The following is a 26,114-nucleotide window of genomic DNA, read 5'->3' as shown; positions in this document are numbered from 1 at the left end:
TATGGACATAGGGGACGAATAGGTTTGAAGACATGATTCGTGTATTTCTCGTTGACGATCATGAAGTGGTGCGGCGCGGTGTGGCCGCGATGCTCGAGGCCGAGGACGACATCAAAGTCGTCGGTGAGGCCGGGGCCGTCGCGACGGCGATCACGCGCATCCCCGCGATCCGGCCCGACGTGGCCGTCCTGGACGTCCGCCTGCCCGACGGCAGCGGTGTCGACGTCTGCCGCGAGGTCCGCAGCGCCGTGCCCGAACTGCCGTGCCTGATGCTGACCTCCTACGCCGACGACGACGCCCTGTTCCAGGCCGTGATGGCGGGAGCCGCCGGCTACGTGCTGAAGCAGATCCACGGGTGCGACCTGGTGGGCGCGGTCCGCACGGTGGCGGGCGGCCGGTCGCTGCTCGACCCGAAGGCCACCACCACGATGCTGCGCCGGCTCCGCGAGGACAACAGCCGCCGCGACCCGCTGGCCGCTTTGACCGAGCAGGAGCGCCGGATCCTGGAGTACATCGGTGAGGGCATGACCAACCGGCAGATCGGCGACGCGATGTTCCTGGCGGAGAAGACCGTCAAGAACCACGTCTCCCGGTTGCTGGGCAAGCTGGGCATGCAGCGCCGCACCCAGGTCGCGGTCTACGCCGCCCGGATGCAGCCCGACGGGGTGAGTTAGTTGACGGGCACGTGCCAGATCAGGTGGGTGCCCCCGCCCTCACGTGCCACCGCCTCGAAGGCGCCGCCGCAGGAAGTGGCCCGTTCCTCCAGGTTGCGGAGCCCGCTGCGCCGCCCGCCGGGAGGCAGGCCGATGCCGTCGTCGTCGACGATCAAGATGACCTCCTCGCCCGCCTCCAGCGACACCTCGACCTTCTTGGCCTCGGCGTGCCGCACCACATTGGACAGCGCCTCGCGCAGCACCGCCAGCACCTGCGCGGCGATCTCGTCGGAGACGCCGTAGTCGAGCTTCCCGTCCAGCCGCAGCACCGGCCGGAACCCCAGATCCCCGTACGTCCTGTCGACCAGCTCCGCGACCCGCGCCCGCAGCCCCGATTCGTCCGGGCCCAGCGGCCCCTGGAGGGCGAAGATCGTCGCCCGGATCTGGCGGATGGTCGCGTCCAGTTCGTCCACCGAGTGCTGGACCCGGGACGCCGCCTCCGGGTGCTCCACCAGCCGGACCGTGCTCATCAGCGTCATCGCCACCGCGAACAGCCGCTGGATCACCACGTCATGCAGGTCCTTGGCGATGCGGTCGCGGTCTTCCAGCAGGTTGATCCGCTCGGCGTCGCGCCGGGCCTCGGCCAGTTCCAGCGCCACGGTCGCCTGGGCCGCGAACGAGCGGAGCATCTCCAGCGACGATGCGGAGAACGGGATCCGGCCGGGCCGTTTCCCCAGGCCCAGGACCCCGCGCACCGATCCGGCCGACCCCAGGGGGATGGCCGCGGCCGGTCCGATGGGCAGGCCCCGGATGGTCTCGTACCCGGCGGCGGTCATGTCGTTGACGATGAGCGCCTCGCCCGTCTTGTAGGCCTGGCCCGCGAGAGAGGTGTCGAGGCCGACCTCGCCGCCGATCAGTTCGGTCGGACCCTCGGCGACCAGCGCCCGCAGCGACCGGCCGCCGTCGACGGGGAAGAACACCAGGGCGGTGTCGGAGTCGGCCATCTCCTTGATCCGCTTGGCCACCTGGGCCAGCACGTCGCTGGGGCCCGCCCCCGACAGCAGGTTCGTGGTCACGTCGGCGGTGGCCCGCAGCCAGGTCTCGCGGCGCCGGGTCTCCTCGTACAGCCGCGCGTTCTCGATCGCCACGCCCGCCGCGGTGGCCAGGGCGACGACGACGGCCTCGTCCTCCTCGTCGAACTCGTCGCCGCCGCGCTTCTCGGTCAGGTAGAGGTTGCCGAAGATCTCGTCCCGGACCCGCAACGGCACCCCGAGGAAGGAGCCCATCGGGGGGTGGCCGTCCGGGAACCCGTGGGACTCGGCGTGGTCGGCGATCCGGGACAGCCGCAGCGGCTTGGGCTCCTTGATGAGCTGGCCCAGCACCCCGAGGCCGTGCGGCCAGTGCTCGATCCGGGCGATCTCCTCCTCGCTGAGCCCGACGGGGAGGAACTCCACGAGCGCGTGTTCGTCCCCGATCACGCCGAGGGCGCCGTAACTGGCGTCCACGAGGCGGGTGGCGGTCTCGACGATGCGCCGCAGCACCGTCTCCAGTTCGAGGTCACCGCCGATCAGGACCACCGCCTCCAGGAGGGCGTGGACCCGGTCACGGGTGGCGAGCACGGCGTCGAGCCTCGTCTGGAGCTCCGAGAGGAGTTCGTCCAGCCGCATGCTCGGGATCAGTGGACGGGCCATAACCCCATCTTCCGCTCCCGATATGGACACAACTCCCTGGGTTAGGTCAGTAGATCCGATGGACCGAGGGGCCTGACCGATGAGCGGTGCAACCGACCGCCAAGCCCCGTCGAGTTTCCGCCTCGTTGCGGTTGCGCCGCCCCCGATGGGGAGGGATCTTGCTGGGGTAAGCCGATCTTTCTCAGGAGACCTCACGATGCTGCCTCTTCACCTGCGCCGCCAGGGATTCGACCCCGATCCCGAGCTGACCGCCGTCCGCGAACAGCAGGGCCTGACCAGGGTGCCCACGCCCTACGGCCGTGACGCCTGGGTGGTCACCCGCTATGACGACGTGCGTGACGTGCTCAGGAACGCCGAGCTGTTCAGCTACGGACACGGCATCAACGTGCCGCCGATGAGCGAGGAACAGACCAAGCGGTTGCGCGCGGGCGCGCTGCTGATGATGGACCCGCCCGATCACACCCGCTTACGCCGCATGCTCACCCCCGAGTTCACGATGCGCCGCATCCGCCGCCTGGAACCCCGGATCCGCGAGATCGTGAAAGACCACCTCGACGAGATGGAGCGCACCGGTTCCCCCGCCGACCTGGTCGCCGGGTTCGCCACCCCGATCCCGTCGCTGGTCATCTGCGAACTCCTCGGCGTCCCCTACGCCGACCGCGACGAGTTCCAGGCCCGCAGCCGGGTCTTCCTCGACTTCGGCCTGCCCCCCGAGGCGCGCGGCAAGGCACAGGTGGAATCGTCCGCCTACATGGGCGAACTGGTCGCGCGGGCCCGCGTCGAGCCTGGCGACGACCTGCTCGGCATGCTCGTCCGGGAACAGGGCGACGACGTGACCGACGTGGAGCTGATCGGCCTCGGCGGCCTGCTGCTCCTGGCCGGCCACGAGACGACCGCCAGCATGATCGGCCTGGGGACCCTCGCCCTGCTCCGCAACCCCGACCAGCTGGCCAGGTTCCGCGAGGACCCCGCCAGGGTCGACGGTATGGTCGAGGAACTGCTCCGCTGGCTCACGATCATTCACACCGGCGCGATCAAGGTCGCCACCGCCGACACCGAGATCGCGGGCGTCCGGATCGCGAAGGGTGACGCCGTCGTGGTCTCGCTCCCGTCCGCCAACCGCGACCCCGCCCTCACCGAGAACCCCGACGCCTTCGACATCACCCGCCCCGACGTCCCCCACGTGGCCTTCGGCTACGGCGCCCACCACTGCATCGGCGCCCCGCTGGCCCGCATGGAGATGCGGATCGCCTTCCCCGCCCTGTTCGAGCGCTTCCCCGACCTGCGCGAAGCAGGCGAACCGGAATTCCGGTCCTTCAACGTCGTCTACGGCCTCTCGAAGTTCCCCGTGGCCTGGTAAAAGCTCTTTCCTCCGTTACGGCTCCGCCTACCCCGGCACCGCCCGCCGCCCCCGGTGGCGGGCGGTCGCCCGGCGCTCCGCACCCGCTCGGGCGACCGCCGCGACGACGTCATCGGGGAATGCGCGCCGTCTCCACCCACCCCGGCGGTGACGGCGCGTCGAGGCCGATCAGGGCCGCGATCAGGCGGCAGGACTCCGGCTCGCCGGGCCACGGCGTGTGCCCGTCCGTGAGGACGATCACCACGTTGGGCCGCTCTCGTCCGGCCAGGGCAGCCGTGATGCCGACCCGCATGTCGGTGCCGCCTCCGCCCGCCAGGGTCACCTGCTCGGCCGAGGTCACCCGGGAGACGGCGTGCACGTCGGCGTCACAGGCCAGCACGGTCACCCGGTTGCCCCGCACGCCGACCTCCCGCAGCACCCCGGTCACCTCGGCCAGCGCGGCCGCCAGGTCGTCTTCGCCCATCGAACCGGACGTGTCCACCACGATCGCCACCCGGGGCAGCGGCCGCCGCAGGCTCGGCAGCACCACGCCGCGCCCCACCGTTCGCAGGGCCGCCGAACGGCGGGACGGGCGGCGGTAGGTGTAGTCGACCGCGCCGCCCGCCCACGCGACCGCCTCGCGGACCGCGCCGGTCAGCACCTGCCGCCAGTCGACGACCGGTTCCAGCACCTGCTCGGCCCAGCGCTTCCACCCTTCCGGCAGGGTCCCCCGGCTGCGCCGATGGGCCCGCATCGCCTCGGCGGTGTGCCGGCGCAGCGACTCGGCCTCGACCGGCCCGACCATCGGAGCGCCGTCCGCGATCTCCCAGGGGGAGGGGTGGCCGTGCGCGCCCGAGCCGCAGTCGACGGTCCCGGCGGGCGGCGGCAGCTTCTGCACGTACTCCTCGAAGAGGCCGCCCGTCGCCAGGCCGAACAGGTGCGGCTCCATCCGTCCCGCCGGCAGCGGCAGGCGGTCGGCCAGCAGCTTCACCCGATCCATAGCCGATCCATCGTCAGAAGGCGCCGGACAGCCGCAAGAGGTCCACGAACGCGTCGATGCCCGGGGGCACCGGCCAGTCGAGGTCGCGCATCGCGGCCAGATCCATCGCCGCCCGCGCCGCCACGTCGGGCACGCCGGCGTCGACCGCCTTGGCCAGCACCGCCCACCCGGCCTCCCAGCGCCGCTGGGTCAGGTCGCCCTGCACGGCCGCCACGACCGCGGTGAGGAACGCGAGTTGCCGGTCGCCGCGCTCCGGCAGCTTGAACGCGTCCGGGTCGGCCAGTACCTTGTCCGGGTCGGGCAGGTCGAGTTCCTCCAGGTAGGAGATGAGTTCGACGCCCGCGCCGTCGCCCACCGCGCCGACCACCGCGGCCGCCAGCGCCTCCCGGCCGGTCCCGGCCGCATAGGCCGTCGCGAGCAGCTTCAGTGCCATCTCCCACGTGCGCGGCGACGGCCACGCGCCGCCCCGGCTCTCCGCGTCGGCGGGCAGGTGATGCACCAGCCCGGGGCGCGCGGTGAGGAACCCGGACACCGCGCCCCTGGCCCGCGCCACCGCGCCCGGGATCCGGCCCGCGTCGATCGACGGGATGCGCGCCGTCGGCCAGGTCCCCGCCAGCCCCCGGGCGACGGTCCGGGGGTCGTGGGTCCAGCGCAGGTGCACGAAGCGGTTGGCCAGCGGCGGGCTCAGATGCCACCCGTCGGCCGCGCTCGACGGCGGGTTCGCGGCGGCCACGACGCGCACCGGCTCCGGCAACCCGAGGCTGCCGACCCGCCGTTCCAGCACCACCCGCAGCAGCGCGGCCTGCACGGCGGGCGGCGCGGACGACAACTCGTCGAAGAACACCAGCCCCCGGCCGGCCGTGGCCACCCGGACGGCCCAGTCGGGCGGCGCCATCGGCACCCCCGTCACGGCCGGGTCGTCGCCGACGATCGGCAGCCCGGCGAAGTCGGAGGGTTCGTGCACGCTCGCGATGACCGTCTCCAGCGGCAGCCCGAGCCCGTCCGCGAGCTGCTCCAGCCCGGCCGACTTCCCGATCCCCGGCTCACCCCACAGCAGCACGGGCAGGTTCGCCGAGACGGCCAGCGCGAGCGCCTCCAGCTGGACGCTGGCGGCCGGTTCGGTCCGGAAGACCCGCAGCCGCCGGTTCAGCTCGTCGGCCGCGGCGAGGTTGCCCTGGCTCACCCTTCACCGTCCCCGCCGCAGCCGGAACGTGACCGGGATCCGTGCGTCATTCCTCGTCGTCTTCGTCTTCGTCTCCGTCGCTCTCGTAGCCGATGCCGATGCCGGGGTGGTCGCGTTCGATCTCCGCGCGCAGGTCGGCCAGGTCCTTCCGTCTGCGGCGGCGGATCATGTCGGCCAGGGACCAGTCCTCCCAGTCGACCACGTCGATCGATGCCCCCGCCGCGCGCAGCGCCTCGACCAGCGCGGGTGACCCATAGGAGGCGACCGCGTGGTGCAGCGGGGTGCGTTCCTGGTAGTCGACGGCGTCCACGTCGAGCCCCGCCTCCAGGAGGCGGGGCAGCAGGAGTTCCCAGTCGACCAGGTGCAGGATGTGGAGGAGGGTGCGCTGCCGGCCGTCCCGGATTCGGGGGTCGAGCCCGTCGTCGAGGAGCCGGAGGACCGCCTGGGTGTCGCCGTGCTGGGCGTGCATGAACAGGTTCCGCCGCTGGAAGCGCAGCTTCTTGGGCAGTTTCCCCTGGCCCGACGTCCACGACCGCTGCGCCGCGAAACAGCCGGCCACGGCGCCGCCCAGGGCGCGCATGGCGCGTTCGCGGCGCTGTTCGTCCTCGCTGTGCGGGATCTGAAGGGTCCCGCCGCCGGAGACGACCTCGTGCCACTCGCCGCCGCAGCGCACCCGCACCGGGTGGGGAAGGTCGGGCCCCCACGGCCCGGACTCACCCGGCGGGAGGTCGGGGAAGAGCGCCTCGCGGACCAGCGGGTGCAGTTCGTCGGGGGTCAGCAGGCCGGCGCGCAGCAGGTCGAGGTCGGGCAGGCGGCGCCAGTGGACCTCGGTCAGTTCGGTGTGGGGGTGGTCTTCCCGCTCGCCGAGGACCCGGGCTTTGAGGCCCTCTCGCGAGGGCTCAAGCAAGATCATGTACGGCCACTCAGGGCACATGACGCGGAACTGCTTGTCCACGCCACGGGCGGTCAGCAGGGCGACCTCGGTCTTCAGCCGCGCGATGTCCAGCGGCATGTGGGCGAGCATGTCGAGGTGGTCGCGCGTCCGGAACCGCTCGCGGCTGAACGGGACGATCTCCAGTTCCACCCCGGCCGCCGCGAAGGCCTCCTCGACCTTGCCCTCGGCGTGGAGGGCGGTCGCGTGGTCGTTCCCGCCGCCGCGTTCGCGCAGCTCGGCGGTGTGCCGGGCGTCCCAGAGGTGGCGGGCGGACGTCCAGTCGGCGTTCTCGACGCCGTAGTGGTCATCGTCTCGCTGGGCGGGGCCGAGGCGCAGCGTCAGCCGTTGCGGGCCTTCGCTCAGGTGGGGGGTGGTGGCCTGGAGTTCGTGGCCGGGGCCGTATCTGGCGAGGGTGACGTGCAGGAGGGTGGCCATGGTCCCGGCGCTGTTCGAGCCGCGAGGGACATGCCAGCGCAGCAGGTCCGGGACGAGATGCCGCAGGTCCGCCTCGATCTCGGGGGTCACATCCGCCGGGTCGAAGGCGATGTCCACGTCCGCGACCGCGCAGGCGGCCTGCCAGTCGCCGGCCAGACGGCGTTCGGTGGCCTCTTCGATCATCCAGCGGGGGACGGAGTAGCGGCGGGCCTGGTGCCAGCGGCTCAGGTCCTCACGGGCCGAAGACATGGTCATCGGAAGAGGCTGCCGATCGCGATCAGGTCGGGGTGGCCGGGACCGGCCGGGCGCAGGCGCGCGGTGAACGACCGCTTGACCCTGCGGGGCAGGCCGGGGCCGAGGCCGACGTACTCCAGGCGGGTGTCGTCGGGGACCCGCGCCAGCAGGCCCTTCGCGCCCCGTCCGGTGAGGCCGGTGTGACGAAGCTCCAGACGGCGCAGCGGGCTGCCCGCCAGGGCGGTGGCCAGGGCCTGCGCGCCTTCGTCGCCGGTCGTGTTGGGGGGCGCGCCGAGGCTGCGTTCCGAGAGAGGGCGTCCGAGATCGAGGGTCTCGATGCCGGCGAGCGCGCCGGCGAGAGCCGTCGCGCCGCGCGGGCCGATGCCGTTGCCGCCGAGTCCCAGCCGCACCGGACGATCGGGATCGCCTGCGGCGGCCAGAACGGCCGCGCCCTCGTCGCCCAGGTGGTTGGACTGGAGGTAGAGCTCCCGCAGGCCCGCGCCGGAGATCAGCGCGGCCAGCAGCGGCGCGGCGTCCGGGCCGAGCCCGTTGCCGCCGAGGAACAGCCGCTCCAGCGGTGTCCGCCTGCTCATCAGCGCCGTGACCAGCAGTTCCAGCGAGCTCATCGACAGGCCGGTGTTGAACAGGTCGAGGGTGCGCAGCGTGGTGTTCCGGCCGAGCATCGCGGCCAGCGCGCGCACGCCCTCCTCGCCGACAGGGTTCCGCTTGAGCCACAGCGCCCGCACGGTGTCGTCGTCGCCCAGCCGGTCGGCCAGGGCCGCCGTGCCGCCCGGGCCGATGCGGTTGCAGCCCAGGTAGAGGGTCCGCCGGTGCGGCCAGGGGGACATCGGGGTGCTCGATGGCCGGGCAGCGTACGGGCACAGGCTTCACGTTCACCACTCCACCGGTCGGAAGTCCTTCAGGAAAAATCCGGATACGGGCCGGCCGCCGACCCCCCGGACGATCGGGTCGTAGACCCGCGCCGCCCCGTCGATGACGTCGAGCGGCGGCCGGAACCTGCTGTTCGCCTTCTCCGGATGAGGGCGCTCGTCGGTGCACCACCCGGTGTCCACGCTGTTCATGTGGATGCCGCTCGCGGCGTAGTCGGGTGCGGCGGTGCGGGTGAGCATGTTCAGCCCGGCCTTGGCCATGTTCGTGTGGGGATGGCGCACGGTCTTGTTCTCGCGGGAGAAGCTGCCCTCCATCGCGGAGACCTGCACGACGTACCGATCGGGATGAGGGGAGGCCTCCAGCAGCCCCCGTAGCCGCGAGGTGAGCAGGAACGGCGCGAACGAGTTCACGAGCTGCACCTCCAGCCACTCGGCGGCGTCGACCTCGTGCAGCCGCAGACTCCAGCTGTTGCGCTCCCGCAGATCGAGCGGCTGCCCGCTCTCGTCGAGCAGACCGGCGGGGAAAAGCGACTCGATCTCGTCCGCCGAGGTCGACGTGGCCGTGGCCGCAGGGCTGATCTCCGTCGAGGCGCTGCTCGTGAGGCGGACACGGGCGGCCAAGCCCTCCGCCGGCAGGCTCTCGGCCGCCCGCACCTCGCGGTGGTAGGCGGCGGGGCGGCGGATCGTCTGGGCCGCGTTGTTGACGAGGATGTCGAGGTGGTCGAAGCGGTCGTGGACGGTCTTCAGCAGGGCCGCCACACCGGGCAGGTCGAGCAGGTCGACGCCGTGGACGTGGAGCCGGTCGAGCCACTCGGCCGCGTCCGGGACCGCGGCGAAGCGGCGGGTCGCGTCGGCGGGGAAGCGGGTGGTCACGAGGACCTCCGCGCCGTCGCGCAGCAGCTTCAGCGCGGTCTGGAAGCCGATCTTCACCCGGCCGCCGGTGATCAGGGCCCGGCGTCCGCGCAGGTCGCAGCGGGCGACGCGGCGGGCCAGGTTCTCCTCGGCGCAGCCGGGACAGAGCAGGTGGTAGACCGGGTGCACCAGGCCGTAGACGGCCTTGCAGGTGTAGCAGCGCCTGGTGCCGACCAGCGGCCGTAAGCCCGCAGGCGGAACGGGCTCCGATGGCGCGGAGGCGGGGTTCTGGCTGCGGTGGCGTTCGGTCGCGGCGGAGGCGGTGTCGTCGTGCTGCCTGCGGTCGGCGTGCCGGGCCGCTTTGCGTGCCTTCTTGCCCGCCCGGTAGACCTGCGCGGCGGCGTCCCGGACCGTCGCCCAGCGCGGGTCGTCGGGGTCGGCGGCGCGGGCCTCCGCGAGTATTCGCAGGCAGGTCTCCACGTCAGAAGCCACGAGTCCCCCTCCGGCGAAGAAAAAGGCACGGCCGACCGGATTCGAACCGGCGTCCTCCGCATCGAATTGGGGCGCGACGACCTCTGCGCTACGACCGTGCCGTCGCACCCTATCCCAAGCGTGTCCATCCTCCGATATCGGATACATGCTGATTAACCTGGGAAAACAGTTCGGCATCCTGGGGGAAGACCATGCGCAAATCGCCTCACATCACCACGCTGGCGAACGTCCGGCCCATGTTCGAGAACGAACTCGGCTCCGTCACCATGGTCGACGAGAAGGTGATGCCGATTCTGGACAAGCTCTCGCTCAAGCGGCTCGTCCTGGAGCCGGGCGCGATCCGCGAACCGCAGTGGAACATCAACGCCAACCAGCTCGCCTACTGCGTCTCCGGCACGGTGCTGGTGTCGATCCTGGGCAACCTCGACACGTTCGCGTCGTTCATCGTGCGGCCCGGGCAGATGTACCACGTCGAGTCGGGCGCGGTTTATCACATCGAGAACATCGGCGACGACCGGGCGGAGCTCGTGCTGGCCCTGCGGAACGAGCGGCCGCAGCACTTCTCGGTGCGCGACAGTTTCACCGCGATGACCGACGCGGTGCTCGGCAACACCTTCGACCTGAAGGCCGCGGCGTTCAAGGACTTCGACCGGTCCCCGGCCCAGCAGATCGTGCGGCGGAACGGCTCGATCGACCTGTCGTCGAATGTCGGTCTGCCCAATGCGCGGCTGTTCGACATCGAGAGCCAGGCCCCGGTGCTGACCTATTCGTATGGCGACGCGCGGATGGCGCGGAGCCAGTTCTGGGCCGCGCTCGACGACATCTCGATGTATTCGCTCCGCGTCAAGGAGAGCGGCATGCGGGAGCCGCACTGGCATCCGGTGACCGCCGAGATGGGCTACGTCGCCAAGGGCCACGCGCGGATGCGCGTGCTCGACCCCGATCTCAGCCTGGACGAATATCTGCTCGGCCCCGGCGACGTCTATTTCGTGCCGAGGGCCTATCCGCACCACATCGAGGTCATCGGCGACGAGGAAATCCACTTCCTCATTTTCTTCGACCAGCCGATGCCCGCCGACATCGGATATAGGGCCACCGCGACGGCGTTCTCACGCGAAGTCCTCGCGGCGAGTTTCGCCCTCCCCGAAAGGGACCTCCCGCAATTTCCCTTCACTCCGATCGACCCGCTTTTCGTGCCGCGCGTCAATCCCAGCGACCCCGTGAGCAAGTGAAGCCAGCGCAAGGAGCGTCAGGGTGAGCCGGAGGTCGACGTCCAGCAGGAAACAGACGGCGGTCAGCACGGCGCAGACCCGCACCTTGCCCCGGACGGTCATCAGAACAGCATCGTGATCGGCAGCGAGCAGCCCAGCAGGGCGACGACCGCGGCGGCGGTGCCGGCGATCCAGGTCGTGAGGGGCGCGTTCACCAGCGGGCCCATCAGCTCGCGGTCGCGGCAGAAGTACACGAGCAGGAACAGCACCACCGGCACGCCGAGCGAGATGACCACCTGACTCAGCACCAGCAGATCGGTGAGCGAGACCCCGGACAGCAGCGCCAGCACGGCCGGGGTCATCGTCACGATCCGCCGCAGGTGGACGGGCACCCGCACGTTGAGGAACCCGCGCATCACGACGTCACCGGCGAGCGTCCCGATCCCGGACGACGACAGCCCCGACGACAGCAGCGCCACCGCGAACGCCAGCGCCGCGAACCCGCCCGCCAGCGTGCCGAGCTGGGCGTGGGCGGCGGTCAGGTCGCCGGTCCAGGTGCCGCCGCTCGCGACCCCGAGCCCGGCGCCGAGCGCGATCATCGACACGTTGATGACCGTGGCCACCCCGAGGGCCAGCGAGCAGTCCCACCGCAGGATCCGCCGCACCAGCCCCGGCTGCGCGCGAGCCGCCTCGGTCGTCATCCCGCGCCCCTGCACCAGGGCGGAGTGCAGGTAGACCGCGTGGGGCATGACCGTCGCGCCGACGATCCCCATGGCCAGCAACAGCGCGCCCGCGCCGCCCAGGCTGGGGATGAGCCCGGCGGCCAGCCCGCTCGCCGACTGGTGGCCGGTCGCGACGATGTCGTAGCCGACCCCGGCGCCGACGAACATCAGCGCCGCCGCGCTCATCAGCTCGAACGGCCGGGTGCGCCCCTTGCGCCGCAGCTCCAGCAGCGCCAGCGAGACGACCGCCGTGGTGATCGCCGACAGCCACACCGGCATGCCGAACAGCAGCTGCATCCCGATGGCCGCCCCGACGAACTCGGCCAGATCGGTGGCCAGCACGACGATCTCCGCCTGCACCCACAACAGGAGGCTGCCGCGCCGGCTGAACCGCCGCCGGCACAGCTCCGGCAGGTTCAGCCCGGTCGCCATCCCCAGCTTGGCCGCCTGGAACTGCACCAGGATCGCCACGAGGCTGGCCGCCACGACGACCCAGACGAGCAGGTAGCCGAGCGTCGCCCCGGCGGTCAGGTTGGTGGCCACGTTCCCCGGGTCGACGTAGGCGATGGCCGCCACGAACGCAGGACCCAACATGGGCGCCAGCGCGGGAACTTTCCGATTTGATGGATGTATGCCGGATTTAGCGAGATTGGGGCGAGCAATCACAGTGATTTCCCTATTTGTTAGGTTTTGGAAATCGCCACACCGAGTCAAATGTTCCCGCATCGAGTAAGCGATGAAACGTGATGCCGTAAATTGCGCAATTCCGATAAATCCGGATATGTTCACTTAATGGCAGACGTGCGCGAAGCCTTCTACGCGGTGCTGCGCCACCACGGCGTGAAGGCGGTCTTCGGCAACCCGGGCTCCAACGAGCTGTCCTTCCTGACCGGGCTCCCCGCCGACATCCCCTACTACCTGGCTCTCCAGGAAGGCGCCGCCATCGCGATGGCCGACGGATTCGCCCAGGCCAGCGGCACGACCGGCTTCCTGAACCTGCACGCCGCCTCCGGCACCGGCAACGCCATGGGCTGCCTCACCAACACGGCGTCCTGCCACACCCCGATGGTCGTGCTGGCCGGCCAGCAGGCCCGCCGCTACGTCCCCATCGAGGCCATGCTGACCAACGCCGACCCCACGAAGCTGACAGATCCGCTGGTCAAATGGGCCGGCGAGCCCCTGCGCCCGGAAGACGGCCCCGCCCTGCTCTCCCGGGCGCTCCTGCTCGCGCAGAGCTCACCGCGCGGTGTGGTCTACCTGTCGATTCCGCTGGACGATTGGAGCGAACCCGCCGACGAGGCCGCGCTGACCCACCTGCTGGCCAGAACCGTCGAAGGCGCCCCGATCGTGAAGGACCTCAAAGAAGTCATCGAGGCCCTGAACCACGCGGAGACCCCCGCCTTGATCCTCGGCCCCGGCGCCGACACCGAAGAGGGCTTCGAGGCCGCCGTCGCCCTGGCCGACAAGATCGGCCTGGCCGTCTGGACCGCGCCCAGCGCCCCGAGGGCGCCGTTCCCCACCCGCCACCCCAGCTACCAGGGCGTTCTCCCGTCGGCGGTGGGCGCCGTGGCGGACAAGCTCATGGGCCACGACGTCGTGCTCTGCGTCGGCACGCCCGTCTTCCGCTACCACGCTCCCAGCCAGGCCGATTTCCTGCCGAGCGGGGTCCGTCTGTACGCCATCACCGACGACCCCGGCGAGGCCGCCCGCGCCCCCATGGGCCGATTCCTCCTCGGCGACCCGACCGACGCCCTGGTCAGACTGGTCGACACGGTCGAGAGAAGCGACCGCCCGCTGCCCAAGAGCCACTTCCTCCCCGAGGCCGAGCCCTTCACCGCCGAGGCCATCCTCGACGCCGTCGACCACGGCAAACCCGCCAACGCGATGATCGCCTTCGAGTGGACCTCGGCCGACCCGCTGCGGGACCGCCTCACCATCACCCGCCCGAAGTCCCTCTTCTACCCGGCGGCCGGCGGCCTCGGCTGGGGCCTCCCGGCCGCGATCGGCCTGTCGCTGGGCCGCCCCGACCGTCCGGTGATCGCCCTGATCGGCGACGGCGCGATGCACTACACCCCGTCGGCCCTGTGGACCGCCGCCCGCCACCACGTGCCGGTGACGTTCGTGATCTGCGCCAACCGCCGGTACCGCGCGCTGGAGCAGTTCGCCGACCTGCTGGAGGTCCCGAGAGGCGACTACCTCGACATCGGCGGCATCGACCCGCTGGCCATCGCGCAGGGCTACGGCCTCCAGACGCACCACGCCGAGACGCTCAAGGACCTGACGGAATTCGTCCACGAGGGCACCCACGCGGAGGAACCCCGCCTCGTGCTCGTCGACCAGCACTGACCCAGGGGGAGACGTGTCGAAAACGATGCTGGCAATCGCAATGATCCTCACCACCACGGCCACCACCACGGCCGCCGTCGCGGCCGAGGCCGCGCGGCCGCAGCAGGTCTGCCCGGTCAAACCCACCGTCGTCCTGATCCACGGCGCCTGGGCCGGCGCGTCGAGCTGGTCCGCCCAGGTCACCGACCTCCAACGGGCCGGATATCCCGTCCGCGCGATCGGCAACCCGCTCCGCGGCCTGACGAGCGACGCCCAGACCGTCCGCGACTTCCTGGACACGATCGAGGGCCCGATCGTCCTCGTCGGCCACTCCTACGGCGGTTCGGTGATCACCAACGCGGCCACCGGCGATGAGGATGTGAAGGCGCTCGTCTACATCGACGCCGCCGCTCCCGACACGGGCGAGACCACCGCGGAGCTCAGCGGAACAGGCTCGGCCCTCGGGGCGAACAGGGCCACCCTCTACGACCAGGTCGGCACGGACCTCTATCTGAAGCAGGACGTCTTCCAGAACTCGTTCGGCCAGGATCTGCCGAAGACCCAGTCGGCCCTGCTCTGGGCCGAACAGCGCGCCGCCGCGATGGCGGCGTTCACGACCCCGTCCGAGGAACCGGCCTGGAAGACGATCCCGTCGTGGTACTTCATCGCGACGGGAGACAAGATCATCGTCCCCGACTCGCAGCGAGCCATGGCCAAACGGGCGAAGTCGAAGGTCACCGAGTTCAAGGGCGGCTCCCACCTGGCTCTGGTCTCCCACCCCGAGGCCGTGAGCCACGTGATCGAAGCCGCGATCTGCTCGCTTCGCTGACGACGTACAGGAGGACGGCCACCGCCGCCCACACGGCCAGGGCGACGACCAGCAGGAGCCAGGTCGGAAGGTCGGGCGCGAACATCCAGACGCAGGCGGCGAACGCGATCAGCCCGCAGGCCCCGAAGACCGCGCCCATGGCGTCCTTCGCGGCCGGGCCGCGTTTGTGCTCCTCCTCCTCGATGAGGGTCAGGGTGGCGCCGAGGATGGCCGGGAACCCCAGCCACACGCCGCCCGCGAGTGTGCCCCACTGATGGCCGACCAGGCCGGCGATCACCGAGATGAGCGCGCCGAAGACGAATCTGATGGCGAGGTCGCGGGGGCGGGTGTACCGCAGCCGCGAGGCCTTGAAGGTGATCTTCACGAGATCACCGTCCAGCCCAGCCAGGCCACGGCCGCCCACAGGAGCAGCGCCCACGTCGAGCCTTTGAGCGCGCCGAAGCGGCGGACCATCGGGACCGCCAGGGCGCAGTAGGCGACCAGCGCCACCGCGCCGACGATCATGCCGAGCCCCGACTGGCTGAGGGCGTGGTCGCCCAGGCTCAGCGCGGTGATCGTCATACCGCCGAGGGCCACGGCCGGGGCGGCGGCGAAGATCCCGGCGAAGCGCTTCGGCGAGGTCGCCTCGCCGAGGAGGGCGAAGCCCATCACGAGCACGCCGCCGAACACCCCCCGGGCCACGATCAACCACACGTCGTTCATGGAAGATCGTTGCCCGCTGGGGGTGTGCGATCAGGTCATGCGCGGGGTAATTCGCGTTTACCGGCGGCTGGTCGACTCCCGTACGACCAGTTCCGGTTCGACCGTGCGGCGTTCGGTGGTGTCGAGGCCGACCATCCGGTCGAGCAGGAGCTGGAACGCCTGCCGGCCGAGGGTCGCGAAGTTCTGCCGCACCGTGGTCAGCGGCGGCCAGAAGTGCGCCGCCTCCGGCACGTCGTCGTAGCCGACCACGCTGACGTCTTCCGGCACCCGCCGGCCGCCCTCGCGGAAGGCCCTGATCAGGCCCAGCGCCATCGGGTCGTTGGCCACGAACACCGCCGTCACCGACGGGTCGCGCGACAGCCGTTTGCCCTGTTCGTAGCCGCTGTTGGCGGACCAGTCGCCGACCAGGGGCGGCGGCGCCTCGCGGTCGCGCAGGGCGTGGCGCCAGCCCTGGATGCGGTGGTAGCCGTCGATCCAGTTGACCGGGCCGCTGAGGTGGTGGACGGTCTCGTGCCCCAGGTCGAGCAGGTGCCGGGTGGCCCGGAACGCGCCCGAGTGGTGGTCGACCGCGACCGCGGGGATCGCCAGCCGCTCGCCGCCGCCGACGTCGACCACGGGCAGGTCGGGCGGCAGGTCGCGGAGGCCCTCGACGGCCGATTCGTGGGGGGCGATCACGATCACGCCGTCGACCGACTGCTGACGGAGCCGGTCGACGCCCTCGGCGATCGAGCGCCGGGTCATCGTCGCCAGACTGGCGATGTTGACCAGGTAGTCGTGTTCCCTGGCGGCGCGTTCGATGGCGTAGAGGGTGGAGGCCGGGCCGTACAGAGTGGTGTCGAAACTGACCACGCCGAGGACGCCCGAGCGGCCCGTCACCAGAGAACGGGCCGCGAAGTTGGGTCGGTAGCCGAGCTCCTGAACGGCCGCGAGCACCCGCGCACGGGTCTCGGGGCGCACCTTCTCAGGAGCGTTGAGGACACGGGAGACCGTCATGGCGGAGACGCCCGCGAGGCCGGCGACGTCTTCGAGGACGGCCGCCTTGGTGCGCTCGGCCGGCCCGCCGCCGGAAGTTGTCGTCATAACATCCAAGCGTAGGACCTATTGGGCGGCACGCCGCTTCGCCCACACGTCAAAAGCCACCGCGGCCAGAAGAACCACGCCCTTCACGAGCATCACGCGCTCGCTCGGGGAGCCGATCAGGGACATTCCGTTGTTGATCACACCCATGATCAGGCCGCCGGTGATCGCCCCCACGACCTTCCCGACGCCGCCCTGGACCGCCGCGCCGCCGATGAAGGCCGCCGCGATGGCGTCGAGCTCGAAGGTGTTGCCCGCGGTGGGCCCGGCCTGGTTCAGCCGGCCCGCGAAGATCACGCCGGCCAGCGCGGCCAGCACGCCCATGTTCACGAAGAGCCAGAACACGACCTGCTTGACCTTGATGCCCGAGAGCACCGCCGCCTGCAGGTTTCCGCCGATCGCGTAGATCTGCCGTCCGAACACCGCCCGGCTCGTGACCAGCGAATAGGCCAGCACGAGCAGCGTCAGCAGCACCAGCACCCACGGCAGGTTCCGGAACCGGGCGAGCTGGACCACCACGAACAGGATCACCGCCGCCGCCGTGACGATCTTCAACAGGAACACCGGCAGCGGGTCGACCGCCTGGCGGTAGCCGAGCCGGGCGGTCCTGGTCCGCCACTGCGACACCGCCATGCCGCCGACCGCGAGCACCCCGATGAGCAGCGAGAAGATGTCCGCGCCACCGAGCACGCCGAGCCCGACGTTGCCGAAGTAGCCGTCGGTGAACCCGTTGGAAAGTGTCCTGACGGGGTCGGGGAACGGCCCGATGCCCTGGTTGCCCAGGACGGTCAGCGTCAGCGCCCGGAACAGCAGCATCCCGGCGAGCGTGACGATGAAGGCGGGGATGCCGAAGTAGGCGATCCAGTAGCCCTGCCAGGCGCCGATGACCCCGCCCGCGATCAGCGTGAGCAGCAGCGCGACGGGCCACGGGATGCCGTAGTCGACCATGAGCACGGCGGAGATCGCGCCGGTCACGGCCACGACCGATCCGACGGACAGGTCGATGTGCCCGGCGATGATGATCAGGATCATCCCGATCGACAGGATCAGGATGTAGGAGTTCTGGACGATGAGGTTGGAGATGTTCTGCGGCTGCAGCAACGCGCCGTCGGTGAGCACCGCGAACAGCACCACGATCAGCGCGAACGCGATGTAGATCCCGCTCTGCCGAATGTTGAGCGAGACCCCGAAGATCGTGGCCCGGGCGGGACCCGCCGGCGGCGGACCGGCCGGGGCGGTGGGAACATCGGTGGGAGAGATACTGCTCATGGGGTCGGGTCCTTGATGGTCACTGTGGTCATCAGTGTCATGAGGCGTTCCTGGGTGGCCTCGTGCCGAGACAGTTCGCCGGTGATCCGGCCCGCCGACAGCGTGTAGATGCGGTCGCACAGGCCGAGGAGTTCGGGCAGTTCCGACGAGATGACCAGCACGGCCTTCCCCGCGTCGGCCAGGCGGTTGATGATCGAATAGATCTCATACTTGGCGCCGACGTCGATGCCTCTGGTCGGTTCGTCCAGAATCAGCACGTCGGCGTCGGTGAAGATCCACTTGGACAGCACGACCTTCTGCTGGTTGCCGCCGCTGAGTTTCCCGGTCACGCTCAGGACGCTCGGGGCCTTGATGTTCATGTCGCGGCGGTAGTCCTCGGCGACGCGGAACTCCTCGTTGTCGTCGACCCAGCCCCTCTTCGCGAGCCGTCCCAGGTCGGCGGCCGAGATGTTGCGTTTGATGTCCTCGATCAGGTTCAGGCCGTAGCGCTTGCGGTCCTCGGTCGCGTAGGCGATGCCGTTGTTGATCGCGTCGCGGACGGTCCTGATCTCCACGGGGCTGCCGTCGCGGTAGACCCGGCCGGAGATGCCGACACCGTAGGACCGGCCGAACACGCTCATCGCGAGTTCGGTCCGGCCCGCGCCCATGAGCCCGGCGAGGCCGACGACCTCGCCGTGCCGTACCGACAGATTGGCCTTCGACACCACCACCCGGTCGCGCTGGGTGGTGGAGTGGACGGTCCAGTCCTCGATGCGGAAGGCCTCCTCGCCGATCGACGGGTCGTGCGGCGGGAAGCGGTGTTCCAGGTCGCGGCCGACCATGCCGGAGATGATGCGGTCCTCCGTCACGTCGTCGGCGCGCATGTCGAGGGTCTCGATGGAGCGGCCGTCGCGCAGGATGGTGACCCGGTCGGCGACGGCGGCGATCTCGTTGAGCTTGTGGGAGATGATCACGCAGGTGATGCCCTCGGCCCGCAGGCCCCGCAGCAGGTCCAGCAGGTGGGCGGAGTCCTCGTCGTTCAGGGCGGCGGTGGGCTCGTCCAGAATCAGCAGCCGGACCTCTTTGGACAACGCCTTGGCGATCTCGACGAGCTGCTGCTTGCCGACCCCGATGTCCGACACCATGGTGACCGGGTGCTCCCGCAGGCCCACGCGCTGAAGGAGCCGGCCCGCCTCGTGGTTGGTGCGGTTCCAGTCGATCAGCCCGCGCCGGGACCGTTCGTTGCCGAGGAAGATGTTCTCCGCGATCGACAGCTGCGGGCAGAGCGCCAGCTCCTGGTGGATGATGACGATGCCGCGCTGCTCGCTGTCGCGGATGCCGCCGAAGCGGCACTCCTGGGCGTCGAAGGTGATCTCGCCGTCGTAGGAGCCGTGCGGGTAGACCCCCGACAGCACCTTCATCAGCGTCGACTTCCCGGCGCCGTTCTCACCGCAGATCGCGTGGATCTCACCCCGGCGCACGGACAGGTTCACGTCCTGCAGCGCCCGCACGCCGGGGAAGGATTTGGTGATCTCCCGCATCCGCAGGATGTGGTCGCTCATTGCAACTCGGACGCCTCGTAGTAGCCCGAGTCGACCAGCGTCTGGGTGTTGGCCTTGTCGACGATGACCGGTTCCAGCAGGAACGACGGCACGACCTTGTTGCCGTTGTCGTAGTCGGTGGTGTTGTTGACCTCGGGGGTCGAGCCCTTGAGCAGGGAGTCGGCCATCTTCACGGTCACGTCGGCGAGCTGACGGGTGTCCTTGTAGATGGTCGAGTACTGCTCGTCCGCGATGATCGACTTCACCGAGGCGAGCTCGGCGTCCTGCCCGGTCACGACCGGGTAGGGCTGGTCGGAGGTGCCGTAGCCGTTCGACTTGAGCGCCGACAGGATCCCGATCGACAGACCGTCGTAGGGGGACAGCACGCCGTCGACGTGGTCGCCGCCGCTGTAGGTCTTGGTGAGGATGTCCTCCATGCGCTTCTGCGCGGTGGCCGGGTCCCAGCGCAGGATGGCGACCGTCGAGAAGTCGGTCTGCGTGCTCTTCACGACCAGGGTCTTCTTGTCGATGTACGGCTGGAGCACCGACATCGCGCCGTTGAAGAAGAACGTGGCGTTGTTGTCGTCGGGTGACCCGGCGAACAGTTCGATATTGAGGGGCCCCTTGGTGGAGTCGTCCACCTTCAGGCCCTTGAGCAGGGACGTCGCCTGCTGCACGCCGACCTTGAAGTTGTCGAAGGTGGCGTAGTAGCTGACGTTCGGCGAGTTTCGGATCAGCCGGTCGTAGGCGACGACCGGGATCTTCTTGTCCGCCGCCTGCTGGAGCTGCGTGGTGATGGCGGTGCCGTCGATCGAGGCGATGACCAGGAGCTTGGCGCCCTTGGTGATCTGGTTCTCGATCTGGTTGATCTGCGTGGGGATGTCGTTCTCGGCGTACTGGAGGTCGACCTGGTAGCCGAGCTTCTCCAGCCCCGCCTTCACGTTGTCGCCGTCGGAGATCCAGCGTTCCGACGACTTGGTGGGCATCGTCACCCCGACCAGGACCCCGGCGTTACCGGGGGCGGCCGACTGCGAGGCCTCCGCGTCGATGGTCTTCTCGGTTGATCCGCAGGCGGTCAGCGCTAAGGCCAGGACGACGAGGGCGGTGAATCGGGGGAGTCTCACGTCCGTCATCCCCGTACTGTTATCGCTAACACGAATCGTGTCAACCGGTTCAGTAAGATCAGCCGACTCTTGATCCACGCGACCACTGCTGTTACAACCGGGCGAACCCCCTGAGAAATGCGGTGTTCCGCTTGCAACAGTCGATCCTCACCACTGTGGCGCTCCCGGCCGCCCTCGCCTTGATCATGTTCGGCCTGGGCCTGTCGCTGACCTGGCAGGATTTCGCCAACGTCGCCAGCCGGCCGAAGGCCGTCGTGATCGCCCTGGTCGCGCAGGTGCTTATCCTGCCCGCGATCTGTTTCGGCCTGGTCGTCCTCTTCGACCTCGAACCCCTGCTCGCGGTCGGCATGATGCTGCTGGCCGCCTCGCCCGGCGGCACCACCGCCAACCTCTACAGCCACCTGTTCGGCGGCGACGTCGCGTTGAACGTGACCCTGACGGCGGTGAACTCGGTGCTGGCCGTGTTCACGCTGCCGCTCGTGGTCAACCTGTCGATCAGCCACTTCGTCGAGGGCGGCGACGAACTCGGGCTGCAGGCCGACAAGGTCATCCAGGTCTTCGCGCTGGTCCTGATCCCGGTCGTGATCGGCATGCTGGTGCGCCGCTGGAGAGAGTCCTTCGCCGACCGGGCCGACAAGCCGGTCAGGATCGCCTCGGCCCTCGTGCTGGCCGCCGTGATCATCGGCGCGATCATCCAGGAACGCGAACGGCTCCTCGACCACCTGGCCTCGGTGGGCGCCGTCGCGGTGCTGTTCTCGGCGCTGAGCCTGACGATCGGCTACTGGCTGCCCCGGCTGTTCCGGGTGGAACGGCGCCAGGCCATCGCGTCGGGCATGGAGATCGGCATCCACAACAGCACGCTGGCCATCACGATCGCGCTCAGCCCGTCACTGCTGAACAACTCCACGATGGCCGTGCCGCCGGCGGTGTACGGGGTGCTGATGTTCGCGACAACATTGATCTTCGGCTATCTGGTCAGGGGTTGGTCCAGATCCGAGCCAGCGTCGACGGATAGGGAATGACCTCGGGCTCCGACAGCAGCTCCCGCAGCCGGTGGTCGAACTCCGGCAGCCGTTCGCCGAAGCGGTGGCGGGTGGAGGTCGACATCGAGTAGATCTCGGCGATCCGGGTCTCCGGGTCGCGCGTCAGCGTCCCCTCGGTACGCAGGGTCAGCCGTTTCGGCCCCTGCCAGCCCGCTTCGGCCAGGATCTCCTCCTCGTCGCCGAGCTTCGGCAGGCGGTAGGCGCCGAGGAACTCGGCGATCAGCTCCTTGACCTGCTGTGGAATGCGGGCCGGACGGTGGATCTCGGAGATCAGGACCAGGTGGCCACCCCGGCGGAGGAAGGTCCGCAGTCGGGTGGCCATCAGCGGGCGGTCGGTCCAGTGGAAGGACCGCCCGAAGACGACCGCGTCGAGTTCGCCCGCCTCGAACGACAGATCCTCGGCCCGTGCGCGCAGCCACGTGATCGACGGGTCACGCCGGCGGCCCCTGGCCAGCATGTCGGGGTCGGGGTCGACGCCGATCATCCGGCCGCAGTAGGGGGCCAGCGCGACCGCGAGCAGACCCGGACCGCAGCCGATGTCGGCCACGACCGACTCGGGGCCGAGACCCAGATCCTTGGCGAGGGCCTCGGGCAACTGCCCGGCGTAGGGGAGGCGGCCGAGCTCGTAGTACTCGGCCGCGCCTTTGAACAGATCGTCGTCTCTCGGGGGCACGTCGCGCTCCTTCCAGTCGGAGATCCAGTCCATCACAATCGCTCTATGACACATGAAGTACGCGGAGTGGTGGCCCGGGCCAAAGGCGCCCCGGTGACGTTGGAGACGATTCTCGTGCCCGACCCGGGCCCGGGTGAGGCCCTGGTCCGGGTGGAGGCGTGCGGCGTCTGCCACACCGACCTGCACTACCGCGAAGGCGCCATCAACGATGATTTCCCGTTCCTGCTCGGCCACGAGGCCGCCGGGATCGTCGAGGCGGTCGGCGAGGGGGTCACCGAGGTCGAACCGGGTGACTTCGTCATCCTGAACTGGCGGGCCGTCTGCGGGCAGTGCCGGGCCTGCCTGCGCGGACGTCCCTGGTACTGCTTCAACACCCACAACGCGACGCAGAAGATGACCCTGGCCGACGGGACACCGCTGTCCCCGGCCCTGGGCATCGGCGCGTTCGCCGACAAGACCCTCGTCGCCGCCGGGCAGTGCACCAAGGTCGACCCGGCCGCGGGCGCGGCGGTCGCCGGGCTGCTGGGCTGCGGCGTCATGGCGGGCTTCGGCGCGGCCATGAACACCGGCAACGTCGGCCGGGGCGACTCCGTCGCGGTCATCGGCGCCGGCGGCGTCGGCATCGCGGCGGTCATGGGCGCCCGGCTGGCCGGAGCCGCCAAGATCATCGCGGTCGACATCGACGGGCGCAAGCTCGAATGGGCGAAGAACATGGGTGCGACCCACACGGTCGACTCGTCGTCTGACGACGCGGTCGAGGCGATCCGCGAGCTGACCGGCGGCCACGGCGCCGACGTCGTCATCGACGCGGTGGGCATCCCCAAGACGTACGAGCAGGCCTTCTACGCCCGTGACCTGGCCGGGACCGTGGTGCTGGTCGGCGTGCCCTCGCCGGAGATGAAGCTGGAACTGCCGCTGATCGACGTGTTCGGGCGCGGCGGCTCGCTGAAGTCGTCGTGGTACGGCGACTGCCTGCCCTCCCGCGACTTCCCGATGCTGATCGACCTGCACCTCCAGGGGCGCATCGACCTGGCGGCGTTCGTCTCGGAGACGATCCCGCTCGACGGCGTCGAGGCCGCGTTCGAGAAGATGCACCACGGTGAGGTGCTGCGGTCCGTGGTGGTCTGGAATTGACATCCTCCCCCGCCGACAGGTGGGGGATTCCAACTCGTCTCACGCGGAGGGGAGAGCGAGCTGAGGTTCGCGGTTCACAGGCCCGGTAATCCGGTCGCCTCCCCGCGCATTCACCGCGTGCCCCGCGGCGATGTCCCGAATGTTCCGGGCGGCGTTCACATCGGCGTTGGCCCTATGCCCGCAGGCGCGACACTGGAAGGCCGTTTGGCTCTCACGGTTTTCCAGTGCGCGATGCCCGCAGGCGTGACAGGTCGGCCGTCGGTGTGTTCCGCCGAAGAAATTCGCCAGAGCCTGGGCGAAATCCTTCAGCGCCTGCTGCTGGACAACGACCGACCCTTCGCGAAGCCATTCGTGTTCAGCTCGCGCTTCAGTCAATTGGCGACATTGTTCGGCGAATTTGGGGGCGTTCTTCCGTCCCGGCTGCCAGCAGGAATGCTGCTCAACTGCGAGATTCCACACGAAACGTGCATGCCCGCAATGCGCCGCCAACGCCGCCTCCTGGGCGGATGTCGGCGAAAGGCGGTAGCGGGACATGTGGAAAAATATAGCGGGCCCTACCGGTAGAATCAGGGAGACAAAAAAGTGCCACAGCGTTCTGCCTTCCCTTCGCGCTCCGAAAGCCGGAGCCTTCATGCTGGACGGTCCTGGTGACCCGGATCGACCACGCCGTCACCGCGGGCACCTTCAGCCTCGACGGGCAGACCTTCGACGTCGACAACAACGTCTGGGTGCTTGGCGACGACGAGGAGTGCGTGGTTTTCGACGCGCCCCATGATGTCGACGCGATCCTGAAGGTGATCGGCGGACGGCGGGTCAAGGCGATCCTGGCCACCCACGCCCACGACGACCACGTGCGCCAGGCCCCCGCGCTGGCCGAGGCGACGGGCGCGCCGATCCTGCTGCACCCCGACGACCTGCCGGTGTGGCGGCTCACCCACCTCGACCGCGACCCCGACGGCGAACTGGCCGACGGGCAGACGATCGAGGTCGGCGGCACGACGCTGACGGTCCTGCACACGCCCGGCCACGCGCCGGGGGCCTGCTGCTTCTATGCCGCTGACCTGGGGGTCGTCTTCACCGGCGACACCCTGTTCCAGGGCGGGCCCGGCGCGACCGGGCGGTCGTTCTCCGACTACGACACGATCGTGGCGTCGATCGGGGCGAAGCTGCTGACCTTGCCCCCGGAGACCGTCGTCAAGACGGGCCACGGCTCCGACACGACGATCGCGGCGGAAAACCGCTGAACCTGTCACGCCGGTCGGACGCCCCGAGGCGGGTCCGACCGGCGTGAGATCCGCTCCGTCATGGACGGGATCTGTACAGAAGCCCTGACGCATGGGTGATCGGCCGGTTTTGAGTGTTGCCCGCGCCGCAACCGAAGGGCAATGGAACGGCCTGCCCTGGATCACCCTCAGAGCCTGGAGAGACAAGGCCCTCGACTCCTATCGGGGCCTGCTGATCGAGCCGCCCTGACCGTCTCGGATTCAGCACAGACCCCTGCTGTTCACCGGGCCGACGTCCCGTGGCATGTCGGAGGTCGGCCCGGCCAGCAGCAGCGCCGTGTCGGCCGCCCACATGACGCCGTCGTGGACGAACCAGTCGTCCTCGGCGGCGCCACCGGCCGCCGTCACGTTGGTGACGCCCTTCTCCGCCAGCCGCGCCTTCACCGCGCCGAAGCGCAGGCCGCGGAAGTCGACGCAGTGCAGCGGCTCGCCGGGGGCGTCGATCTGGCCCGGCATGGCATACCGCTCCCCGGCCGCCGCCTCCCGGCCGAGCCTGATGTCGATCGGGCTCTGGTGGCCGGCCTTGATGCGGAGGCCGACGACGCAGTCGATGAGGACGCAGTCGCCCTCCTTGGTGAGGAAGTCGACGTCACGGCCGCCCAGGGGGATCGCGGTGCCGACCAGGCTGGGCGCGGCCGGCACGGTCCGCAGGTTCACCTCCAGCCCGACCCCGCGCAGCAGGTCCCGGTAGGTCTCGGGATTGGCGGTCAGGTCGTTCACGACGATCACATAGCGGTCGCCCTCCCGCCTGATGTCCAGCGCTGCCGCGGGGCCGGGCCAGAGTGCCCAGGTCACCGCCGCCGCAGTGAGCGCCGCGATCGGCGCGCCAACCCGGGCGCGCGGGCGCCGGACCGCGGGGACGGCCTTGATCTCCTCCAGCAATGCGAGGGCGCCCGGCGTGACCGGGGCGTCATCCGGAGCCGGGTTGATCCCGGCGATCATCTGGTCGATGTTCATCGGTGTCCTTTCGCGAGGGAGCCGGCGCGGGAGCCGTACCGGGACAGATCGAGGTGGGCCGCGTCGAGCAGCCGAGCGAGACGTTTCCTGGCACGGTGCAAGCGGACCCTGGCGACACCCTGCGGGCAGCCGAGCACCTTCGCGATCTCGGCGGTGGTCAGGCCTTCCCATCCGGCCAGCGAGAGCACCTCACGGTCGAGGTCACCGAGGCGGGCGAAGGCGGCACGGACCGCGTCCGGGTCGCCGTCGGGCTCGCCGCGCGGTTCGGTGGCCAGTTCGACGCGCAGTCGCTCGGCCAGGGCGGTGCGGCGGTGGTCTTCGCGGCGCTGGTTGGCCAGCACCCGCCGGGCCACGCCGAACAGCCATAAGCGGGCCTCGCCGGGGATGGTGTCGCGTTTCCGCCAGGCGGTGGCGAACGTCTCCGCGATCGCGTCGGCGGCGTCGTCGGGCGACGCCGTTCGGCGTCGGACATAGCCCATCACCGCCGGGTAATGGGCCAGATAGAACTCGTCGAATGCCGTCACAACCAGATGAATGTCCGG

At 70.1% G+C, this 26,114-nt stretch carries 25 protein-coding genes and 1 tRNA gene; 8 read left to right on the top strand and 18 right to left on the bottom strand.

The annotated features are described in order from the left end of the window. The first annotated feature begins 32 nt into the window (after positions 1-32). Positions 33-674: a response regulator gene (locus tag AW272_RS05085; RefSeq protein ID WP_066361403.1), complete on the top strand. Its 642-nt coding sequence runs from the start codon at positions 33-35 to the stop codon at positions 672-674. Here the strand turns inward: AW272_RS05085 and AW272_RS05080 are convergent. After that, a complete protein-coding gene (locus AW272_RS05080; protein ID WP_066361401.1) occupies positions 671-2,344 on the bottom strand; it encodes a sensor histidine kinase in 1,674 nt (557 codons plus the stop codon). The two genes, AW272_RS05085 and AW272_RS05080, sit on opposite strands and share 4 nt — an antisense overlap. Positions 2,345-2,540: 196 nt before the next feature. Between AW272_RS05080 and AW272_RS05075 the strand changes: the two genes are divergently transcribed. Then, positions 2,541-3,704 (top strand): cytochrome P450, encoded by a 1,164-nt coding sequence (locus tag AW272_RS05075; protein ID WP_066361398.1) that lies wholly within the window; start codon positions 2,541-2,543, stop codon positions 3,702-3,704. Between the two features lie 109 nt (positions 3,705-3,813). Here AW272_RS05075 and AW272_RS05070 read toward each other — a convergent pair whose 3' ends face one another. The 6 genes from AW272_RS05070 to AW272_RS05045 form a co-directional block, all read right to left on the bottom strand. Continuing rightward, positions 3,814-4,683, bottom strand: a complete 870-nt coding sequence (locus AW272_RS05070) for a vWA domain-containing protein (protein WP_083958022.1) — start codon at positions 4,681-4,683, stop codon at positions 3,814-3,816. 13 nt (positions 4,684-4,696) lie between these two features. After that, the gene (locus AW272_RS05065; RefSeq protein ID WP_066361396.1) at positions 4,697-5,866 is read right to left on the bottom strand and encodes a sigma 54-interacting transcriptional regulator; all 1,170 of its coding nucleotides are present in this window, start codon (positions 5,864-5,866) and stop codon (positions 4,697-4,699) included. A 46-nt stretch (positions 5,867-5,912) separates the two neighbouring features. Then, positions 5,913-7,490: an ankyrin repeat domain-containing protein gene (locus AW272_RS05060; protein WP_066361394.1), complete on the bottom strand. Its 1,578-nt coding sequence runs from the start codon at positions 7,488-7,490 to the stop codon at positions 5,913-5,915. Beyond that, the gene (locus AW272_RS05055; protein ID WP_157518334.1) at positions 7,487-8,317 is read right to left on the bottom strand and encodes a leucine-rich repeat domain-containing protein; all 831 of its coding nucleotides are present in this window, start codon (positions 8,315-8,317) and stop codon (positions 7,487-7,489) included. The genes AW272_RS05060 and AW272_RS05055 overlap by 4 nt, the downstream gene beginning before the upstream one ends. Positions 8,318-8,362: 45 nt before the next feature. Continuing rightward, a complete protein-coding gene (locus tag AW272_RS05050; RefSeq protein ID WP_066361393.1) occupies positions 8,363-9,703 on the bottom strand; it encodes an SDR family NAD(P)-dependent oxidoreductase in 1,341 nt (446 codons plus the stop codon). Between the two features lie 26 nt (positions 9,704-9,729). After that, a tRNA-OTHER gene (locus AW272_RS05045) sits at positions 9,730-9,801 on the bottom strand. Between the two features lie 93 nt (positions 9,802-9,894). Here AW272_RS05045 and AW272_RS05040 point away from each other — a divergent pair. After that, positions 9,895-10,935, top strand: a complete 1,041-nt coding sequence (locus tag AW272_RS05040) for a cupin domain-containing protein (protein ID WP_066361392.1) — start codon at positions 9,895-9,897, stop codon at positions 10,933-10,935. A 101-nt stretch (positions 10,936-11,036) separates the two neighbouring features. Here the strand turns inward: AW272_RS05040 and AW272_RS05035 are convergent, their stop codons facing one another. Continuing rightward, positions 11,037-12,230 (bottom strand): Nramp family divalent metal transporter, encoded by a 1,194-nt coding sequence (locus AW272_RS05035; protein ID WP_066361391.1) that lies wholly within the window; start codon positions 12,228-12,230, stop codon positions 11,037-11,039. Positions 12,231-12,428: 198 nt separating this feature from the next. On the opposite strand from AW272_RS05035, the gene mdlC reads away from it, so the two are divergent. Together mdlC and AW272_RS05025 are read left to right on the top strand one after the other, a co-directional pair. Continuing rightward, the gene (mdlC, locus tag AW272_RS05030) at positions 12,429-13,982 is read left to right on the top strand and encodes a benzoylformate decarboxylase (protein ID WP_066361390.1); all 1,554 of its coding nucleotides are present in this window, start codon (positions 12,429-12,431) and stop codon (positions 13,980-13,982) included. Positions 13,983-14,007: 25 nt separating this feature from the next. Next, positions 14,008-14,790, top strand: a complete 783-nt coding sequence (locus AW272_RS05025) for an alpha/beta hydrolase (protein ID WP_218010788.1) — start codon at positions 14,008-14,010, stop codon at positions 14,788-14,790. On the opposite strand, the gene AW272_RS43080 is transcribed toward AW272_RS05025, so the two are convergent. Genes AW272_RS43080 through chvE form a run of 6 tightly spaced genes read right to left on the bottom strand, consistent with a single transcriptional unit; the run spans position 14,705 to position 20,491 of the window. Further along, complete coding sequence (locus AW272_RS43080; RefSeq protein ID WP_066361389.1) at positions 14,705-15,154, bottom strand: DUF3147 family protein; 450 nt, start codon at positions 15,152-15,154, stop codon at positions 14,705-14,707. The genes AW272_RS05025 and AW272_RS43080 overlap by 86 nt on opposite strands. Further along, positions 15,151-15,492 (bottom strand): DUF3147 family protein, encoded by a 342-nt coding sequence (locus tag AW272_RS43075; protein WP_066361387.1) that lies wholly within the window; start codon positions 15,490-15,492, stop codon positions 15,151-15,153. The genes AW272_RS43080 and AW272_RS43075 overlap by 4 nt, the downstream gene beginning before the upstream one ends. 57 nt (positions 15,493-15,549) lie before the next feature. After that, positions 15,550-16,572 carry a LacI family DNA-binding transcriptional regulator gene (locus AW272_RS05010; protein ID WP_066361385.1) on the bottom strand — a complete coding sequence of 341 codons (1,023 nt, stop codon included), beginning with the start codon at positions 16,570-16,572 and terminating at the stop codon, positions 15,550-15,552. 18 nt (positions 16,573-16,590) lie between these two features. Continuing rightward, the gene (gene mmsB / locus AW272_RS05005) at positions 16,591-17,838 is read right to left on the bottom strand and encodes a multiple monosaccharide ABC transporter permease (RefSeq protein WP_083958020.1); all 1,248 of its coding nucleotides are present in this window, start codon (positions 17,836-17,838) and stop codon (positions 16,591-16,593) included. Further along, positions 17,835-19,379, bottom strand: a complete 1,545-nt coding sequence (mmsA, locus tag AW272_RS05000; protein WP_066361383.1) for a multiple monosaccharide ABC transporter ATP-binding protein — start codon at positions 19,377-19,379, stop codon at positions 17,835-17,837. The genes mmsB and mmsA overlap by 4 nt, the downstream gene beginning before the upstream one ends. Then, on the bottom strand, positions 19,376-20,491 hold the full coding sequence (gene chvE / locus AW272_RS04995) for a multiple monosaccharide ABC transporter substrate-binding protein (RefSeq protein ID WP_066361381.1): 1,116 nt from the start codon (positions 20,489-20,491) through the stop codon (positions 19,376-19,378). The genes mmsA and chvE overlap by 4 nt, the downstream gene beginning before the upstream one ends. 113 nt (positions 20,492-20,604) lie before the next feature. Between chvE and AW272_RS04990 the strand changes: the two genes are divergently transcribed. Beyond that, positions 20,605-21,504: a bile acid:sodium symporter family protein gene (locus tag AW272_RS04990; protein ID WP_369408715.1), complete on the top strand. Its 900-nt coding sequence runs from the start codon at positions 20,605-20,607 to the stop codon at positions 21,502-21,504. Here the strand turns inward: AW272_RS04990 and AW272_RS04985 are convergent. Further along, on the bottom strand, positions 21,458-22,231 hold the full coding sequence (locus AW272_RS04985; protein WP_066361377.1) for a class I SAM-dependent methyltransferase: 774 nt from the start codon (positions 22,229-22,231) through the stop codon (positions 21,458-21,460). The genes AW272_RS04990 and AW272_RS04985 overlap by 47 nt on opposite strands. Positions 22,232-22,243: 12 nt before the next feature. Here AW272_RS04985 and AW272_RS04980 point away from each other — a divergent pair, with 12 nt between their 5' ends. Next, positions 22,244-23,332: an S-(hydroxymethyl)mycothiol dehydrogenase gene (locus AW272_RS04980; RefSeq protein ID WP_066361376.1), complete on the top strand. Its 1,089-nt coding sequence runs from the start codon at positions 22,244-22,246 to the stop codon at positions 23,330-23,332. 39 nt (positions 23,333-23,371) lie between these two features. On the opposite strand, the gene AW272_RS46290 is transcribed toward AW272_RS04980, so the two are convergent. Continuing rightward, positions 23,372-23,866 (bottom strand): helix-turn-helix domain-containing protein, encoded by a 495-nt coding sequence (locus AW272_RS46290; RefSeq protein WP_083958019.1) that lies wholly within the window; start codon positions 23,864-23,866, stop codon positions 23,372-23,374. Between the two features lie 110 nt (positions 23,867-23,976). Here AW272_RS46290 and AW272_RS04975 point away from each other — a divergent pair, with 110 nt between their 5' ends. After that, positions 23,977-24,576 carry an MBL fold metallo-hydrolase gene (locus AW272_RS04975; protein ID WP_066361375.1) on the top strand — a complete coding sequence of 200 codons (600 nt, stop codon included), beginning with the start codon at positions 23,977-23,979 and terminating at the stop codon, positions 24,574-24,576. Positions 24,577-24,816: 240 nt separating this feature from the next. On the opposite strand, the gene AW272_RS04970 is transcribed toward AW272_RS04975, so the two are convergent. Both AW272_RS04970 and AW272_RS04965 read right to left on the bottom strand, forming a co-directional pair. Next, on the bottom strand, positions 24,817-25,572 hold the full coding sequence (locus AW272_RS04970) for a hypothetical protein (protein WP_066361373.1): 756 nt from the start codon (positions 25,570-25,572) through the stop codon (positions 24,817-24,819). Further along, positions 25,569-26,096: an RNA polymerase sigma factor gene (locus tag AW272_RS04965; RefSeq protein WP_245657197.1), complete on the bottom strand. Its 528-nt coding sequence runs from the start codon at positions 26,094-26,096 to the stop codon at positions 25,569-25,571. The genes AW272_RS04970 and AW272_RS04965 overlap by 4 nt, the downstream gene beginning before the upstream one ends. Positions 26,097-26,114 lie beyond the last annotated feature (18 nt).

It is taken from the genome of Herbidospora mongoliensis, from assembly GCF_001570545.1.
Classification (GTDB): domain Bacteria; phylum Actinomycetota; class Actinomycetes; order Streptosporangiales; family Streptosporangiaceae; genus Herbidospora; species Herbidospora mongoliensis.
This window is presented reverse-complemented; position numbering and strand designations above follow the sequence as displayed.

Bases quoted from the DNA above. Each gene is read 5' to 3' on its own strand.
- AW272_RS05085 (WP_066361403.1), top strand. From the start codon at position 33: ATGATTCGTGTATTTCTCGTTGACGATCATGAAGTGGTGCGGCGCGGT.
- AW272_RS05080 (WP_066361401.1), bottom strand. From the start codon at position 2,344: ATGGCCCGTCCACTGATCCCGAGCATGCGGCTGGACGAACTCCTCTCG.
- AW272_RS05075 (WP_066361398.1), top strand. From the start codon at position 2,541: ATGCTGCCTCTTCACCTGCGCCGCCAGGGATTCGACCCCGATCCCGAG.
- AW272_RS05070 (WP_083958022.1), bottom strand. From the start codon at position 4,683: ATGGATCGGGTGAAGCTGCTGGCCGACCGCCTGCCGCTGCCGGCGGGA.
- AW272_RS05060 (WP_066361394.1), bottom strand. From the start codon at position 7,490: ATGACCATGTCTTCGGCCCGTGAGGACCTGAGCCGCTGGCACCAGGCC.
- AW272_RS05055 (WP_157518334.1), bottom strand. From the start codon at position 8,317: ATGTCCCCCTGGCCGCACCGGCGGACCCTCTACCTGGGCTGCAACCGC.
- AW272_RS05040 (WP_066361392.1), top strand. From the start codon at position 9,895: ATGCGCAAATCGCCTCACATCACCACGCTGGCGAACGTCCGGCCCATG.
- AW272_RS05035 (WP_066361391.1), bottom strand. From the start codon at position 12,230: ATGTTGGGTCCTGCGTTCGTGGCGGCCATCGCCTACGTCGACCCGGGG.
- mdlC (WP_066361390.1), top strand. From the start codon at position 12,429: ATGGCAGACGTGCGCGAAGCCTTCTACGCGGTGCTGCGCCACCACGGC.
- AW272_RS05025 (WP_218010788.1), top strand. From the start codon at position 14,008: ATGCTGGCAATCGCAATGATCCTCACCACCACGGCCACCACCACGGCC.
- AW272_RS43075 (WP_066361387.1), bottom strand. From the start codon at position 15,492: ATGAACGACGTGTGGTTGATCGTGGCCCGGGGGGTGTTCGGCGGCGTG.
- AW272_RS05010 (WP_066361385.1), bottom strand. From the start codon at position 16,572: ATGACGACAACTTCCGGCGGCGGGCCGGCCGAGCGCACCAAGGCGGCC.
- mmsB (WP_083958020.1), bottom strand. From the start codon at position 17,838: ATGAGCAGTATCTCTCCCACCGATGTTCCCACCGCCCCGGCCGGTCCG.
- mmsA (WP_066361383.1), bottom strand. From the start codon at position 19,379: ATGAGCGACCACATCCTGCGGATGCGGGAGATCACCAAATCCTTCCCC.
- chvE (WP_066361381.1), bottom strand. From the start codon at position 20,491: ATGACGGACGTGAGACTCCCCCGATTCACCGCCCTCGTCGTCCTGGCC.
- AW272_RS04985 (WP_066361377.1), bottom strand. From the start codon at position 22,231: ATGGACTGGATCTCCGACTGGAAGGAGCGCGACGTGCCCCCGAGAGAC.
- AW272_RS04980 (WP_066361376.1), top strand. From the start codon at position 22,244: ATGACACATGAAGTACGCGGAGTGGTGGCCCGGGCCAAAGGCGCCCCG.
- AW272_RS46290 (WP_083958019.1), bottom strand. From the start codon at position 23,866: ATGTCCCGCTACCGCCTTTCGCCGACATCCGCCCAGGAGGCGGCGTTG.
- AW272_RS04970 (WP_066361373.1), bottom strand. From the start codon at position 25,572: ATGAACATCGACCAGATGATCGCCGGGATCAACCCGGCTCCGGATGAC.